The following is a 15,211-nucleotide window of genomic DNA, read 5'->3' as shown; positions in this document are numbered from 1 at the left end:
GGTTCATTGTGAACGTCAGTGCAAAGCACTCGACGTTTGCGTCGGACGCATATGCGCCGACGATTCACAAACTAACCGGTCCGCCCATCCGTCGGATTGATGCCGATCAACTACATCAAAGAGTGATATTTCGTGCGACAACGTGTCGGCGAGCGATACGTCGCGTCGATGACCGACGTTGATGCAGGTCAACTGGGCGGGGCCCAGCGAGGGGAAATTTAAATAATGCGGGACAGCTTACCGCGCAAGCTTCATTGAGGTAGATAGGGCGAAAGGTGCTTGAACGCATTGTCCACGTAAGCGGCCTTCTCGCCGACCGGCGCTACGTAGTGCAACGCCTCTTTAGCGGCTTGCACGCCTTCCGTGCGGGCGATGATCCACGCCGCCAGATACGGCGAAGCCAGGCACCCGCCCGCCGTCGCGACGTTGCCCTGCGCGAAGAACGGCTGATCGAGCACTTCGACGCCGGCTTCTTGCACCCAAGGTTTGGTGGTCAGATCTGTACAGGCGGGAACGCCGCCGAGCAAGCCGAGCTTCGCCAGAATCAATGCCCCCGAGCACTGCGCCGCAATCAATTGTCGCGACGGATCGAGCGCAAGTCGCGACATCGTCTGCGCATCGGCCACGATCTCCAGCGTTTTCGAGCCGCTGCCCACCAGTACGGCATCGGCGTCACTCGCCTCCTCGAGCCGCGACTGGACGCGAACGACGAGTCCGTTCATCGACGTCACTTCCGGACCCGGCCCGCACAACGACACGCGCCATTGCGGCTTCTTGATGCGATGGAGAATACCGAACGCGATAAGGGAATCGAGTTCGTTGAATCCGTCGAAAGAAACGATGGCGATGTGCATGGCGCAGCCCTGGATAGTGGATCGTTTGGATGAATACGCCCGCTATCCTATGAGCAAAAGCCAATACAATCAAAAAAATAATCCTCGATATATCGCCCGATGAACCGGGATCCAAGAAAAATCGCCGGACGCGCGATCAAGCCGCCAGTGCGAAATCGAGCGGCCAGCGCTTGCGTAAGCATTCGATAATGTTGAGGTCGAGCGCGGGCGATGCATAGGTCCACTCGAGCGGCGTCTCGGTGAATTTCGGCAGTTTGTCGCAACGAATGCCGACATGCTCGAGCGGAAGGCTGCGCGCGCGATACCACTCGACATCGGCCGCGTGCGCCTCATCCTCGCTGAACACGAGCCATTCCGCGACGAAGGCCGCTTGAGCGCGCTCGAGCTCGTGTCCCACGCCCTGGGGCAGCGGCGAGCGTGGGCCGAGCCCGATATCCTTCGGCGGATAAGCGAGTACCCAATCGTCGTATACGTCGTCGCCGACGCTGTGATAAAAGGCCGTCTCATGAATCGAGTAGTAATGCTCGAGCATGAAGAACGCCGAGACGTACTGCCCGCGCAATGGGCCCGCATACCAGCCGTAGACGTCGCTCCCGTCGACCAGCACCATCACCGCGCACACGAGGCCATGTCCAAGCGGTTGGTACGCGATATAGGCGGCAGGCTCATTCATTTCGCTCTCCCTTCTTGGTCTTCGCGCTTGCGCGCGCGTAGCTGTTTGCGGCCGCGTGCCACTTGTGGCGCAGCATCGTCGCGCGGATCGGTTGCGCGAACGCGCGACGGGCCGCAGCGTAGTTCGCGAGCTTCGCACACACGCGTGCGTTGACGGTATCGGGCGTGAATGCGCCTTGCGCGTCGGCCTGGCCGGCCGGCACGCCCGTTAGCAATTCGATCGCTTCGTCCACCGACGTGACGGCATAAACGTGAAACCGCCCCGCCGCCGAGGCTTCGACGACGTCTTCGCGCAACATCAAATGCTTGACGTTCGCGCGCGGAATGACGACCCCCTGCTCGCCCGTCAGGCCCCGTGCCACGCACAGATCGAAAAAGCCCTCGATCTTCTCGTTGACGCCGCCGATCGCCTGCACTTCGCCGTACTGGTTGATCGATCCGGTCACCGCGAGCGATTGCTTGATCGGCACCTCGCCGAGCGACGACAGCAGCGCGCACAACTCGGCGACCGACGCGCTATCTCCTTCCACCTCGCCGTAGGTTTGCTCGAACGTTAGGCTCGCCGAGACGCATGGCGGTTGACCGCTCGAATACCGCGCCGTGAGGTAAGCCGCGAGCGTCATGACCGCTTTCGAATGGATATTGCCGCCAAGCTTGGCCTCGCGCTGAATATCGACGACTTCGCCTTCGCCTAGATGCGTGCGCGCCGTGATCCGTGCCGGCTGGCCGAATGCCGCGCCGCCGAACTGCGTCACCCACAAACCGTTGACTTGTCCCGCGCGAGCGCCCTCGGTATCGATCAAGAGCGTGCCGCGCAGCATCGCCTCGCGCAAACGCTCGCGAATACGGTCGTGGCGCGCGAGTTGGGCGGCGATTGCTCGCACCACATCCTGACGCTCGACGGCCGCAGCCTTGCGCTCGCGAGCATGGAAATCGGCCTCGCGCAGCAAATCGGCAAGCGTTCGCATATGCAACGAGAGCTTTTCGGCGTCGCCGGCGCTGCGCGCCTGCTGTTCGATGACACGCATGACCGCTTCGCGATCGAGCGGCAGAAGCCCGTGCGAGCGCGCGACCGATGCGAGCAACCGCGCATAGCGCACTTGATTGTCGCCGTCGCGCGGAATATCGTCCTCGAAGTCGGCGGGAACCTTGAACAACTGGGCAAAGTCCGGATCGAGTTCGTACAACAAGTAATAGAGCCAACGATCTCCGAAGAGCACGACCTTGACGTCGAGCGCGATCGGCTCGGGTTCGAGCGATACCGTGCTGACCATGCTAAACATCTCGGCCAGCGATTCGATGCGGACCTCCCGTTTGAACAGCGCTCGCTTGAGCGCGTCCCATGCGAACGGCTGGCGCAACACCTTGTCCATTTCGAGCAACAGATAGCCGCCGTTCGCGCGGTGCAAATCGCCCGGCTTGATCAAGGTGAAATCGGTGACGAGCGTCCCGAACATCGCGCGATGCTCGACTCGGCCGATCAGGTTTTGATAAGACGGAAAGTCTTGAAAGACCACCGGTGCGCCCATCGCCGCGTCTTGATCGAGCAGGACGTTTACGCGATAGCGCGCGAAGAGCGATTCGCCCGCCGTCATGTCGCCTTCGGGCGTCTTGCGAAACGCATCGACGTTGTCGAGCACGTCGAGCTGCACCGCGTCCAAGTAGTTCTGCACGCGCGGTAGATCGACGAAGCCGCGTTTGACGTCGTCGACGAGGTGCGACACCGCGGCCAGCGCCAGATCGCGATTCAACGCGCGGATCCGCTCGCGGCGCTCCTTATGCCAAACCGGCACGAGCCGCAGCAACTTCTCGAGTTGCTCCTTGAGCCCGCCGATACTCGCCTCGATGGCCGCCCGCTCGCTCTCCGGCAAGGCTTCGTATTGCTCCTCGTTCAGCGTATCGCCGCCATGCATCGGCGCGAGCGAAAAGCCCATCGACGTACGGATCAATGCCACGTTGTGCCGCTGCGCTTCGTCGCCGAGCTCGGCGAACGCGTGTTCGTGCCGTTCGTTGAACTCCGCGTCGATCCGCTCGGCGCGCGCACGATACGATTCGCTTTCGAACGTCGCCGGAATCACGACTTTCAATTCCTCGACGAGCTGGTCCATCTCTCGGTGCAACGTCGTGGCGCGGCCCGGCGGCAAACGCAACGCATGCGGTTTGTGCGGCTGCTCGAAATCGTTCACGTAGCACCAGCCGTCGGGTGCAGGCTCGGCTTTCGCGCGGTCGCCGATGATACGCTCGAGCAAGGTCCGCTTGCCGGCGCCCGTGGGACCGAGAACGAATAGGTTGTAGCCGTCGTGTCCGATACCGACGCCCACCCGGATCGCCTCGAGCGCCCGGTCTTGTCCGACGATTTCGTCCAATTCCGGCAACTCTGCGGTCGTGCCGAAGTCGAATTGCTTCGGATCGCACGTGCGGCGCAGGCAATCGGGTGTAACGCGCAATGATTGGGTCATGGCAGCGAGCTAGGCATGCAAAGCGATGTCGTCCATCGTGCCGCGGCGGCGCTCGCGCCCCTTGATCGTCGTCAAGCAAGCGCACGCTCTGCGGCGATTCGCCCGGCTTGATGCCGATCAACAGCCGTTTCGCCGCGCGTGCCTACGATGACTATCATCGTCCCGTGAGCCCGTGGCACCGAGGCGCGTACCAAAATCGAGGGCCGCATCGATGCGGCAAGGAGCATCGTATGGACGAGAACCACGAACGCCGAGCCTTGCTGTTGCACTTGGGCGGCGTTCTACAGACGACGAGCCTGCTGATGGAGCATGAGGGCGCCGAGCAGACGCTGGGCGAGTTGATGGACATTCAGCCGCTATTGGCCGACGTCCCGTTACTCGAATATGCCTACGAACGCATGACCGTGCCCGAATTCGCGGCCGCCGCGCTCCGGGCGTTCTGTCTATGGCCGCAACTGCTGCTGGAAACGCCGCTCGATCATGCGGCGCTGTCCGCGCCTGTGCGCGAGCACTTGTTTCCCGGCAACCCGCAGGGCTGGTCCGCCTACGCGGCGTCGCTGCAAAGCGAAGTCCCTTGGTTCGGCAGGCCGACGGCCGTACCGAACGGCCACAGCGACGATGTGGACATTCGCCGCACCGCCTAGCGCGACAATCCGCCCCGGGGCGGTCGGCATGGGCGGGCCACGCTCGCCCGATTGAAGTTGCGCCGCTCGCCCCCACATGCGGTTCCGTACGAGAGCAGCGGCATCGCGGGCGTCCGCGTTCGCGCCTCGCTTTCGTTAGGGATCCTAACCGGTTGCGGCATGCAGCCTGCGGTTCGTCGTCTCCTTGCTTGAGCGGGTCGTGCCCGTCGATCATATGAATCTGCATACGAATGCGTCATTCGACGCGCCCTTTCTGCGTCGGAGCGCGACGCTCGCCGAGCCATCCGTCGATTCCGACACGCTAGCCCAGCTACTCGAGCTCGCCCGTCGCCAAGGCTACTTGACCGAAGCGGACCTGGCCGATGCGCTTCCCGACGACCCCGATCTCGTCGAGCGCCTGCTCGTCGCATTATCGGAGGTCGGCATCGCCGTACTCGAGGAGCGGCCGCTCGAAAACGGCTTCGAGATCGAGGACACCGCCGCATATGTGGACAGCGATAGCATCCAACACGCGAGCGCGGTCCTCGAAGATGCCGCGGCGGGTGCACGCGTCTCGACGGACCCGCTGACCATCTTCACGCGGCGCATGCATTCGGTGCCGCTGTTGACGCGAGAGGACGAAGTTGCGCTGGCAATCGAAATCGAAGCCGGGCGTGAAATTCTGAGCAATGCGGCCGGTACCGCGCTTAACGACCCGGCGCGGCGGCGCGAAGCGGCCGCCGCCGAGGCCCGTGTCGCGCGCGCGACCGCCCGTATGGTGGAAGCCAACTTGCGGCTCGTGCTGTCGATCGCCAAGCGCTATCAACACCGCGGGCTCGATTTGGCGGACCTCGTCCAGGAAGGAAGCCTGGGGCTGATGCGTGCCGTCGAGAAATTCGAGTATCGACGCGGGTGGAAGTTTTCGACGTATGCGACCTGGTGGATCCGTCAAGCCGTCTCGCGAGCCGTCGCCGATCGGGCGCGCACGATACGCGTGCCCGTTCATGTGGGCGACGAGGCGAGCCGCGTCTGGCGCGCCGCGCATCAACTGCGTCAGCGGACGGGCACCAAGCCCAGCCTCGACGAACTGGCCAAACTCACGGGGCTTGCGCAAGACAAGCTACGCGCATTGCTGGCGTTGCCGGGCGAACCGATGTCGCTTGACGCCCCGGTGGCGGAGGGCGAGGTGTCGCTGGTCGATGCGATCGAGGATGAAACCGGCGTCGATCCGTTCGAAGCGCTTGCGGGCAGCCGCCTGAACGCTTGCGTCGCTGCGCTGCTACAGACGATGCCGCCGGCGCAGGCCGACGTACTGCGCCAGCGCTTCGGGATCGGCGACGACCAGCCACGCACGTACGATGAAATCGCGCAGCGCACCGGCTTAACGCGCGAGCGTGTCCGCCGTATCGAAAAACAGGCGCTGAGCGCGCTGCGTGCATCGGAGAAGGCGCGCGCCGCGCACGCCTTCATCGAGGCGGCTTGATCCTCTCCTCGGCGCCCGACGAGGCGTAGAGGCTGCGCGGCGCTTGTCCGCCCCGGAAACATCCGAAGGCGGACAAAGCGGCTTAGTGCGACTTCGGCTGGAAGGCGCTAGCGCCGGTCTGCCAAAGCGCAAACGCCCATTCGTCCGCAAAACGGTCGGCCGTTTGCTTCACGCTCGAGCCGATGCCGTGCCCCGCGTCGTAGTCGACACGCAACAGCACCGGGCGACCGCTCGACGTAGCCGCTTGCACGCGCGCCGTCATTTTGAGCATGTGCCACGGCGACACGCGCGGATCGTTCGCCCCCGTCGTGAACATGACGGCCGGATACGGCGTGCCGTCATGAATGTGCGCGTAGGCGCTCATCGAGTACACGCCGTGGAAACCGGCTTCCGTCGCCGTCGAGCCCATTTCGGGCACGTTCGGCGGGCCGTTCGGTTCCGTCTCGAAGCGCAGCGTGTCGGACACGCCAACATCGTCGAGCACGACCCGGAACAAGCCCGGATCGATCGTCAAGGCGCCGCCCATTACGATCCCGCCTGCGCTGCGGCCGTTGGCCACGAGGTATTGGCGCTGGGTGTAGCCGTGGTCGATCATGTAATGCGCGCCCGCGAGGAAGTCGAACATCGTGTTGATCTTCCACTGCTTTTGACCGGCGCGATGCCAAGCGTCGCCGTACTCGCCGCCGCCGCGCATATGCACGACCGTCATGATGCCGCCTTGCTCGAACCAAGCGCGCCAGGCGGGTTGGTAGTTCGGATCCATCGAAAGGCCGTAGCTGCCGTAGCCGTAGATGATCGTCGGATGCGTGCCGTCGGCCTTGATGTCCTTCTTCGAAATGATCGACACGGGAACGCGCGTACCGTCATAGCTAATGGCGAAGCTCTCTTGGGCCTGCAAGTCGTCCGATTCGGTCTTCGACGGCGGAATCAAGCCCGTGTCGGCCGCGCCGGCCGCGCCCGGCGCATAGGCGAGCTCGCGCGGCGATTTCGTCCAGCTATGCAGCGCGAACATCACGCCGGGCAACTTCGTATCGGTGGCGAGATCATGGATCGCTCCCGCGAACGGCAGCGCGATCGTCGTATCGTTCTTGCCGTCGAAACCGGCGCGATGCAGCTCGAAGGTCGCCCCTGCGCGTTCGGCCAGGTAGATGCCGTCGGCGCCGAGCGTGAACGAATCGATGACGTTGGTGCCCTCGGGCACGACGACTTGGGCCCGAGCGAGATCGGGATGCGCGAGCGGCGCCGAAACGATCTTGAAACGCGAGGCGTCTTTACCCGTCAGCGCGTAAAGGCGGTCGCCATGCAGCTGCACGTCGACGACGCCGTCCTCGGGGCTGGCGATCTTCCGCCACGGCGTGTCGGCGCCATGGATATCGGCGATGCGCGTCACGTAGAACGTATTCGGATTGTTGTCCATGTTGTGATTGGCCACCGCCACCGCGTACGGCGAATCGGGCGAGACCATCACATAGGCGGCTTGACCTTCGGGCACATCGATCTTCGGCGAGACGCCGCGGCCGAAAACGGCCACATCGCCGTCGCCGTTCTCGTTTTGCCCCAGCACGTGCACGTGTGCAACGGCGTTGTACTCTTGCAGCGCCGGCGGCGTGTCGGGACCGACCTTCGGATAGCGCAGGTAAAAGAACGAGCGGTTGTCGTTACGCCAGGAAACGATGCACGAGCTTGTCCGATCGATCGACTCGGCGAGCTGGCGGCCCGTCTGGACGTCGATCACGTGCAACACGCTTTGCTCCGAGCCCCCTTCCGAAATCCCGTAGGCGACATAGCGGCCGTCCCATGACGGCATGTACCAATCGAGCGCGAAATGGCGCGTGCTGTCGGTCGAAAGCTTCGCCGGATCGACGAGGACGTGTTCCTCGCCGTTCACAGCCGTCGCGATAGGCCAGCTTGAGCAGGTTATCGCCTGCGGCGGCCGTTTGATAGAACAGCCGATGGCCGCGGCGCGTAAAGCTCGTGCGGCGCAAGTCGCCGCCCATCAACGTCTCCACGCGCTGAGCCAGCCCCTCGCGCGCCGGAATGGCGGCGAGCGCGCGACGCGTGTAATCGTTTTGCGCCTTCATCCAATCTTGAACTTCGGGGTCCTTCAGATTCTCCATGTAGCGGTAAGGGTCCACGAACGGCGTGCCGAAGTAGACGTTGGTGACGGGACGCACGGGGGCGACGGGGGGAAGATCGGCGGACCAGGAAGCGCTCGAGGCGGTCAGACAGGACAACAGTGTTACGGCTAACAACGGATTGTTTTGTTTCATTGTTGTGTTCGCTCCAAGTAACGACGCGCAAGATTAACGTGTCGCGCGCAACGGCGATAGTAGAGCCTTTGCTCGAGTTTCGGCGCGAACCGCGCATTGCCCACGGCAACGGGATTCACGACGCTTGATCGAACGCCTGCGCGACGGCCTCGATGAACGCCTGAATCCGGGCAGTCTTGTACAAATCGGCATGCGCCACGAGCCAAACGTCGAAGCGGTCGGCCCGGTTGCCCATGACGCGCACGAGTTCGGGCTCCCGATCGGCCCGGAAGCACGGCAGCTCGGTCACGCCGAGCCCGGCGATCGCGGCCTCGAACAGCATCATGGTGGACGAGGTTTGGAATGCCACGCGCCCCCGATGCGTGGACTCGCCGCACAACGCCTCCCACATCGACGGCACGAGATTGCGCTGGTACATGAGCAGATCGTGCCCTTCGAACGCCGCACCCTCGCTGGGCGAGCCGCGCGCCGCCAGGTAGGCGCGCGAGGCATAAATGCCCGATTCCAGCTGGGCCAGGCGCCGAACGATCAAATCGGGCGATTCGGGCCGCAGCGTGCGGATGGCGACGTCGGCCTCGCGCCGAGTCAAGTTCGCAAGGCCCGGCGACGTGACGCAAACCACTTCGATGCCGGGATGCGAAGCCCGGAGCATTGCAATCGCGGGCACGACGAAGCGTTTGCCGAGCGAGTCGGTCGTCGCGACCCGAATCGTGCCGCACAGCTGGTCGTCCATGCCGACGATGCGCCGCTCGATCTGATGGACGGCCTGCTCCATCGCCTCGGCCGGCGCAATCAGCGCCTCGCCGGCGCTCGTCAGCACGTACATCGCCGGGGTGCGCAGAAACAGCCGCGCCGACAGCGCCTCTTCGAGCGCGGCGATACGCCGGCCGACCGTCGCTTGATCCACGCCCAAGCGCGATGCGGCGCCGCGCAATGTGCCCGTGCGCGCGACAGCCAAAAAGAAGCGCGCGTTGTCCCAGTTCGTCATGGCGATTTACGAGTATTCGTAGCGTTTTCGATCGAATTTTTATTGATGCATTTTTGCATCATCGGCTTGCAGATTCACCGCTTTAACGCAGCACCGTCAGTCTATAGACTTCGGTCAGAGTCGGCATCGCACGATGCCGCAAAACGGAGGAATTCATGACGGACTGCGCAGTAGAACCGATCTTTCCCGACCCGGCACGCGAGCGCGCAGATGCCGTGCGCCGGCGCATGGCGCTCGTCCTCGTGGCAAGCGGCATGTTCATGGCGGTCCTCGACACGACGATCGTCAACGTCGCCCTGCCCTCGATGCGCGCGCATCTGAACGCGTCCGTGGCCGGTCTTGCATGGATCGTCGACGCCTATACGCTCAGTTTCGCCGCGCTGATCCTTGCCGGCGGCGTGGCGTCCGACCGGTTCGGTGCCAAATCCGTCTATCTTTGCGGCCTTGCGCTGTTCGTCGCCGCGTCCGCCGCATGCGGGCTCGCGCCGTCCGTCGGCACACTCGTCGCGGCGCGTTTCGCCCAAGGCACCGGGGCGGCATTGTTCCTGCCCGCCTCGCTCTCGATCGTGCGCGCGACGTTCGACGATCCGGCGGAACGTGCGCGCGCCATCGCCGCCTGGGCCGGCATCGCATCGATCGCGGCGGCAATCGGGCCCGTGGCCGGCGGGCTGCTCGTCGACGGGTTCGGCTGGCGCAGCGCGTTTCTCGTGAATGTACCGACGGGCATCGTCGCATTAGCCGGCGCTTGGGCGATCGTTAAGGCGGGTAGCAAGGCCGTCCGTCGAAGCGGCTTCGACCTTCAAGGCCAAGTTGCGAGCACGATCGCACTGGCGGCACTCTGTTTCACGGCGATCGAGCTACCCACGCGAGGCCTAGCCTCCCCCGAGGTTTGGGTGGCGATAGCCGTGACCGTCATATCCGCCGCGGCATTGGCCGCCGTCGAACGACGCGCCGCGCACCCGATGGTCCCGCTCGCTTGGTTCGGCAACGCGAAGTTCGTCGCGATGAACGCGAGCGGCACGCTCGTCTATATCGGCTACTTTTCCGTGCTGTTCCTGCTGAGCCTGTATCTGCACGGCGTACGCGGGCTCGACGCGCGGCACACGGGCCTCGCGATGTTGCCGATGGCCGCGAGCTTGTCGCTCGGTAACGTCCTGGCCGGCAAGCTGCAAGGCCGCGTGAGCGCCACGGGCATGATGACGATCGGTCTTGGGGCGGCCACGCTCGCCGGGCCCGCGATGACGGCGCTATTGGAGACGAACGCACCTTGGGCATGGGTGGTCGCGGCGATGGCCGCCTTCGGTGCGGGCACGGCGCTCTCGGTGCCGCCGATGATTTCGACCATTCTCGAACAGGTGCCGGCCGAATCGGCCGGGGTCGCGTCGGGCTTGCTCAATGCGTTGCGCCAAGCGGGCAGCTTGCTCGGCGTTGCGTTCGCCGGCGCGGCCGCGGTGCTGGCCACGCATTTGTCGACGGCCTTGACGGTCGTGGGCGTGCTAGCGGGAGTCACGTACGCCGGCGCGACGTGCCTCGCCGCCCGATCGACAAACGCGCGCGTTCGCGATTAAGCCGACTCGGGTCCAACCTTGCGCTGCCGCCAAAGGCACAACAGATCGCAGGCGACATGCGCCGCGGCGATCGCCGTGATCTCGGCGTGGTCGTAGGCCGGGGCAACTTCTACGACGTCGGCGCCGACGATGTTCGCTCGACCGAGCGCACGCACGATCGCAAGCGCCTGCGCCGACGACAGCCCACCCGCCACGGGCGTGCCGGTGCCCGGCGCGAATGCGGGATCGAGGCAGTCGATATCAAACGTCAAATACGCGGGCCGCTCGCCCACTACGGCTAGGATCCGCTCGACGGCGGCCCGGGTACCGTGTTCGTGCACCCAGGGCGCATCGAGCACATGCATCCCCATGAAGTCGTCGTTCCAAGTGCGGATTCCGATTTGCACCGACGTGGCCGGATCGATGAGTCCGTCTTTCACAGCCTTGTAGAACATCGTGCCGTGATTGAGGCTATCGGGCTCATCGTCGGGCCAGGTGTCGCAATGCGCATCGAAATGAATCAGAGACAACGGCGCGCCATATCGCTCGGCATGCGCAATCAAAAGCGGATACGTGACGAAATGATCGCCGCCGAGCGTCAGCATCTTCGCGCCACTACGCAAGATGGTCCGTGCGTGCTCGACGATCGCGGGTTTGATCGTGAGCGGATTGTGCGCGTCGAGCCAGCAATCGCCGCAATCGACGACGGCGAGATCGTCGAACGGATCGAAGCCCCACGGATAGGGATTGAGTTCGGCAAGCTGCACGCTGGCGGCGCGAATCGCCGCGGGTCCTAACCGTGCCCCCGAGCGGAACGTCGTGGCTAGATCGAGCGGAATACCGGAGATGGCGACATCGACGCCGTCAAGCTCGCGCGTATAGCGGCGGCGCATGAACGAAAGCACGCCCGCGTAAGTGTTTTCGACCGAAGAGCCGTAATTTGAAGAACGTCGAATGGCGCCGTCGCCGTGAACCCGATCCGTCATGAGAAAAACCTAATATCGTTCAATGCAGCCTAATGAGCGTGGATTTGAGCTCGGAGTATTTTACGAGCGCATGCCTCGATCGCATACCTGCACGCAAGCTCGACCGCCTGCGATCGCCGTCGATCGAAGCGGAAAATCGATCGTTATCCAAACCGTCTCGAAAAATGGGATGTCGCGCAATTTTTCCTGAACATTCTAATCAGATGTCGGTACCGGCGGATCGGCGAACTTTAATGACGCGTATCGGTCGAACGGGAGGTGCTCGCCCGAAGCTGGGCACGCACTGCGGTGCACCATGCATTGCGCGTAAAACCGTGCCCGATTTTTTGGAAAGGGATTGACGGCACGCTTAGCTCATATATGCTGACAGTCAGGTTTCGGCCTTTTTTGTGCGGAAGTACGTCCCCGCGCAACGATTGCACATGCCGAGCGGATTCGCGTGCCGGCGCCGAAACCTTCCGCCTTGTCTCGCGGTTCGCGATGTGTGCCGCGAAGCGAGGCGTGCAATACCCTCCTTGTCACCGAGTCGAGTCATACCGTGAGAGTCCGAGGCCCTTTGGTTAGATGGAACCGTAAGCAGGTCGCGAATCGTATTCGCACCGGCCGCGCCATCGCCGACGGCAGCAACGGCCCGCTTGCGTTCCGCCGGTTCCTGTCCGTCTTCACGATCTTGTCCCGCCGCTGCGTTCGACGTCACAACGTCACGTCCGCACGCGCATACATCGCCGTCCACCTCGACGACGTCGCCTCACTGCTGCCGTAGCGCCTCCTTCCCGTCAGTCCAACGTTCGCATCGTCGCCGGCGCCTCTTACGCGCTCGACTCGCCGCCTATTCGCGTCTTTCGCGAGGCTCGAACTCGCGTAACGCCGGCGCAACGATGCTCACGCTGCGCCTCGCCTGTCGTCGGCTTCGATGTCGACTGCGGCCCACGCACGCATTCGCGCCCAATCAAAATCAATTAGTTAGTTATGCTAAGCAAACCGCTCATCGGCGTGACCGCCGACACCTCTGAAATCGGCATGCATCTCACGCATGTCGTCGGCGACAAGTACCTCACGGCGGTTGTCGAAGGCGCCGATGCGCTCGCACTCGCCGTTCCCGCGCTCGGCGAACGGCAGTCCGCTTCGGCGCTCCTTCATGCGCTCGACGGTCTGCTGTTCACGGGCAGCCACTCTAACGTCGAACCGCGTCATTACGGCGGACCTGCCAGCGCGCCGGGCACGCTACACGACCCGGCGCGCGACGCCACGGCGCTACCGCTCCTTGTTGCCGCCGTCGAGCTTGGCGTCCCTGTACTCGCGATCTGCCGCGGCTTTCAAGAAATGAACGTCGCTTTCGGCGGCACGCTTCATCAAAACGTGCACGCGATCGATGGCCACGACGACCATCGCGAAAATCTGACGGACCCGCTCGACGTTCAATACGGCCCTGCGCACAGCGTGCGCCTTTGCGAAGACGGGCTATTGCATTCGCTCGCCGGCGCGAGCGCCGAGGTACGGGTGAACTCGCTGCATGCGCAAGGCGTCGACGCGCTCGCGCCGGCACTGGTTGCCGAGGCCGTCGCGCCCGACGGTTTGATCGAAGCCGCGCGCGTGGCCGGCGCGAGCGCGTTCGCCCTCGGCGTGCAGTGGCACCCGGAGTGGCGCTATGCGAGCGATCCGCTTTCAAGCGCGATCTTCCGCGCGTTCGGCGCGGCGTGCCTAGCGAGACACACCGCGCGTGCGAGCGCGCGCGGTTAGGCGGATGGCGTTCGAACGCTCATCGCCCCTATCCATAACAACGAAGCGAGGACTCTCATGTACGAGATCGACGAATTTCTCAAGAAGCACCATATCACCGAGATCGAGGCGATCATCCCCGATATGGCCGGCATCGCACGCGGCAAGATCATTCCGCGCAGCAAATTCGAATCGGGCGAATCGATGCGCCTGCCGCAAGCGGTCATGATTCAAACGGTGACGGGCGAATATCCCGATGACGGGGGGTTGACCGGAGTCACGGATCCCGACATGGTCTGCGTGCCCGACGCCTCGACGATCCGGCTCATCCCCTGGGCCGTCGATCCCACGGCGCAGGTGATTCACGATTGCGTCCATTTCGACGGATCGCCCGTCGAGATCTCGCCGCGCCGCGTCTTGCGCCGTGTGCTCGATCTATACAAAGCGAAGGGCTGGAAGCCCGTCATCGCCCCGGAACTCGAGTTCTACCTCGTGGAGATGAACAAGGATCCCGACTTGCCGCTGCGCCCGCCGGTGGGCCGCACGGGGCGTGCGGAGACGGGACGTCAGGCCTATTCGATCGAAGCGGTCAACGAGTTCGATCCGCTGTTCGAGGACATCTACGAGTATTGCGAGATCCAAGAACTCGAAGTCGATACGCTGATCCACGAAGTGGGCGCGGCGCAAATGGAAATCAATTTCCTACATGGCGACCCGCTCAACCTGGCGGACCGCGTATTCCTCTTCAAGCGCACCGTGCGGGAGGCCGCCCTGCGCCATCATATGTACGCGACGTTCATGGCCAAGCCGATGGAAGGCGAGCCCGGCTCCGCCATGCACGTGCACCAAAGCGTCGTGGACATGGAAACAGGCCGGAACCTGTTCACGGGACGCGACGGCGCACCGACCGAGATGTTCTATCAGTACATCGCGGGTCTACAGAAATATACGCCGGCACTGATGCCGATCTTCGCGCCGTACATTAATTCCTATCGGCGTCTGTCGCGTTTCATGGCCGCGCCGATCAACGTGCAGTGGGGATACGACAACCGTACGGTGGGGTTCCGCGTACCGCATGCCTCGCCCGATGCGCGACGGATAGAGAACCGCATCCCGGGCGTGGACTGCAATCCGTATCTCGCCATCGCGGGCACGCTGGCCGCGGGCTATCTCGGCCTCACGCAGCGGCTCACGCCCACCGAACCGCTCGCCAACGACGGCTACCGAATGCCCTATCAATTGCCGCGCAATCTCGAGGAAGGCCTCACGCTGATGGCGGCGTCCGAGCCGCTCGCTTCGATCCTCGGCGACGCATTCGTCAAGTCGTACCTTGCGCTGAAGGAAACCGAATACGACGCGTTTTTCCGAGTGATCAGCTCTTGGGAACGCAGGCACCTATTGCTGCACGTTTAAACGCTTCAGCCACTCGTTTCCCTGGAGGCTATATGAATCACGATTTCGATCCGTTCACCGCCACGGTCCAAGAACGCACGCATTCGCCCAGCACCGCCGACTACCGCGCGCTCGATGCCGCGCATCACCTGCATCCGTTTTCCGACATGGGCGCGCTCAATCGCGCCGGCAGCCGCGTGATCGTCAAGGCCGAGGGC

Annotated in this window: 12 protein-coding genes and 1 pseudogene; 6 read left to right on the top strand and 7 right to left on the bottom strand. The window is 63.7% G+C overall.

Features of this window, described 5'->3' with window-relative positions; genetic code table 11:
- Window positions 1–251 precede the first annotated feature (251 nt).
- The 3 genes from AB1286_RS20350 to AB1286_RS20340 form a co-directional block, all read right to left on the bottom strand.
- On the bottom strand, window positions 252–854 hold the full coding sequence (locus tag AB1286_RS20350; RefSeq protein ID WP_430361549.1) for a DJ-1/PfpI family protein: 603 nt from the start codon (window positions 852–854) through the stop codon (window positions 252–254).
- Between the two features lie 136 nt (window positions 855–990).
- Window positions 991–1,527 carry a hypothetical protein gene (locus tag AB1286_RS20345; protein WP_430361548.1) on the bottom strand — a complete coding sequence of 179 codons (537 nt, stop codon included), beginning with the start codon at window positions 1,525–1,527 and terminating at the stop codon, window positions 991–993.
- Window positions 1,520–3,985 (bottom strand): AAA family ATPase, encoded by a 2,466-nt coding sequence (locus tag AB1286_RS20340; RefSeq protein WP_430361547.1) that lies wholly within the window; start codon window positions 3,983–3,985, stop codon window positions 1,520–1,522. Before AB1286_RS20340 ends, AB1286_RS20345 begins: the two co-directional genes overlap by 8 nt.
- Window positions 3,986–4,215: 230 nt before the next feature.
- On the opposite strand from AB1286_RS20340, the gene AB1286_RS20335 reads away from it, so the two are divergent.
- Both AB1286_RS20335 and AB1286_RS20330 read left to right on the top strand, forming a co-directional pair.
- The gene (locus AB1286_RS20335; RefSeq protein WP_430361546.1) at window positions 4,216–4,629 is read left to right on the top strand and encodes a hypothetical protein; all 414 of its coding nucleotides are present in this window, start codon (window positions 4,216–4,218) and stop codon (window positions 4,627–4,629) included.
- 214 nt (window positions 4,630–4,843) lie between these two features.
- On the top strand, window positions 4,844–6,091 hold the full coding sequence (locus AB1286_RS20330; protein ID WP_430364951.1) for a sigma-70 family RNA polymerase sigma factor: 1,248 nt from the start codon (window positions 4,844–4,846) through the stop codon (window positions 6,089–6,091).
- 82 nt (window positions 6,092–6,173) lie between these two features.
- Here the strand turns inward: AB1286_RS20330 and AB1286_RS20325 are convergent, their stop codons facing one another.
- The 3 genes and pseudogenes from AB1286_RS20325 to AB1286_RS20315 all read right to left on the bottom strand — a co-directional run bounded on the left by AB1286_RS20325 (window position 6,174) and on the right by AB1286_RS20315 (window position 9,349).
- Window positions 6,174–6,854, bottom strand: a complete 681-nt coding sequence (locus tag AB1286_RS20325; RefSeq protein WP_430365146.1) for a prolyl oligopeptidase family serine peptidase — start codon at window positions 6,852–6,854, stop codon at window positions 6,174–6,176.
- A gap of 285 nt (window positions 6,855–7,139) precedes the next feature.
- Window positions 7,140–8,361: pseudogene (locus tag AB1286_RS20320) on the bottom strand (hypothetical protein); the annotation flags it as partial.
- Between the two features lie 115 nt (window positions 8,362–8,476).
- Complete coding sequence (locus tag AB1286_RS20315) at window positions 8,477–9,349, bottom strand: LysR family transcriptional regulator (RefSeq protein WP_430361544.1); 873 nt, start codon at window positions 9,347–9,349, stop codon at window positions 8,477–8,479.
- 155 nt (window positions 9,350–9,504) lie between these two features.
- Between AB1286_RS20315 and AB1286_RS20310 the strand changes: the two genes are divergently transcribed.
- Window positions 9,505–10,917: an MFS transporter gene (locus AB1286_RS20310; RefSeq protein WP_430361543.1), complete on the top strand. Its 1,413-nt coding sequence runs from the start codon at window positions 9,505–9,507 to the stop codon at window positions 10,915–10,917.
- On the opposite strand, the gene speB is transcribed toward AB1286_RS20310, so the two are convergent.
- Complete coding sequence (gene speB, locus AB1286_RS20305) at window positions 10,914–11,882, bottom strand: agmatinase (RefSeq protein ID WP_430361542.1); 969 nt, start codon at window positions 11,880–11,882, stop codon at window positions 10,914–10,916. The two genes, AB1286_RS20310 and speB, sit on opposite strands and share 4 nt — an antisense overlap.
- Before the next feature lie 556 nt (window positions 11,883–12,438).
- Between speB and AB1286_RS20300 the strand changes: the two genes are divergently transcribed.
- The 3 genes from AB1286_RS20300 (at window position 12,439) to AB1286_RS20290 (ending at window position 15,014) form a co-directional block, all read left to right on the top strand.
- The gene (locus AB1286_RS20300; RefSeq protein WP_430361541.1) at window positions 12,439–12,645 is read left to right on the top strand and encodes a hypothetical protein; all 207 of its coding nucleotides are present in this window, start codon (window positions 12,439–12,441) and stop codon (window positions 12,643–12,645) included.
- 206 nt (window positions 12,646–12,851) lie between these two features.
- Window positions 12,852–13,622 (top strand): gamma-glutamyl-gamma-aminobutyrate hydrolase family protein, encoded by a 771-nt coding sequence (locus tag AB1286_RS20295; RefSeq protein ID WP_430361540.1) that lies wholly within the window; start codon window positions 12,852–12,854, stop codon window positions 13,620–13,622.
- A 57-nt stretch (window positions 13,623–13,679) separates the two neighbouring features.
- Window positions 13,680–15,014 (top strand): glutamine synthetase family protein, encoded by a 1,335-nt coding sequence (locus AB1286_RS20290; RefSeq protein ID WP_430361539.1) that lies wholly within the window; start codon window positions 13,680–13,682, stop codon window positions 15,012–15,014.
- Window positions 15,015–15,211 lie beyond the last annotated feature (197 nt).

The organism is Trinickia sp. NRRL B-1857 (genome assembly GCF_050470685.1).
In the GTDB taxonomy this organism is placed as follows: domain Bacteria; phylum Pseudomonadota; class Gammaproteobacteria; order Burkholderiales; family Burkholderiaceae; genus Trinickia.
Note: the sequence above shows the minus strand (reverse complement) of the source record. Positions and strands in the feature narration are given on the sequence as shown.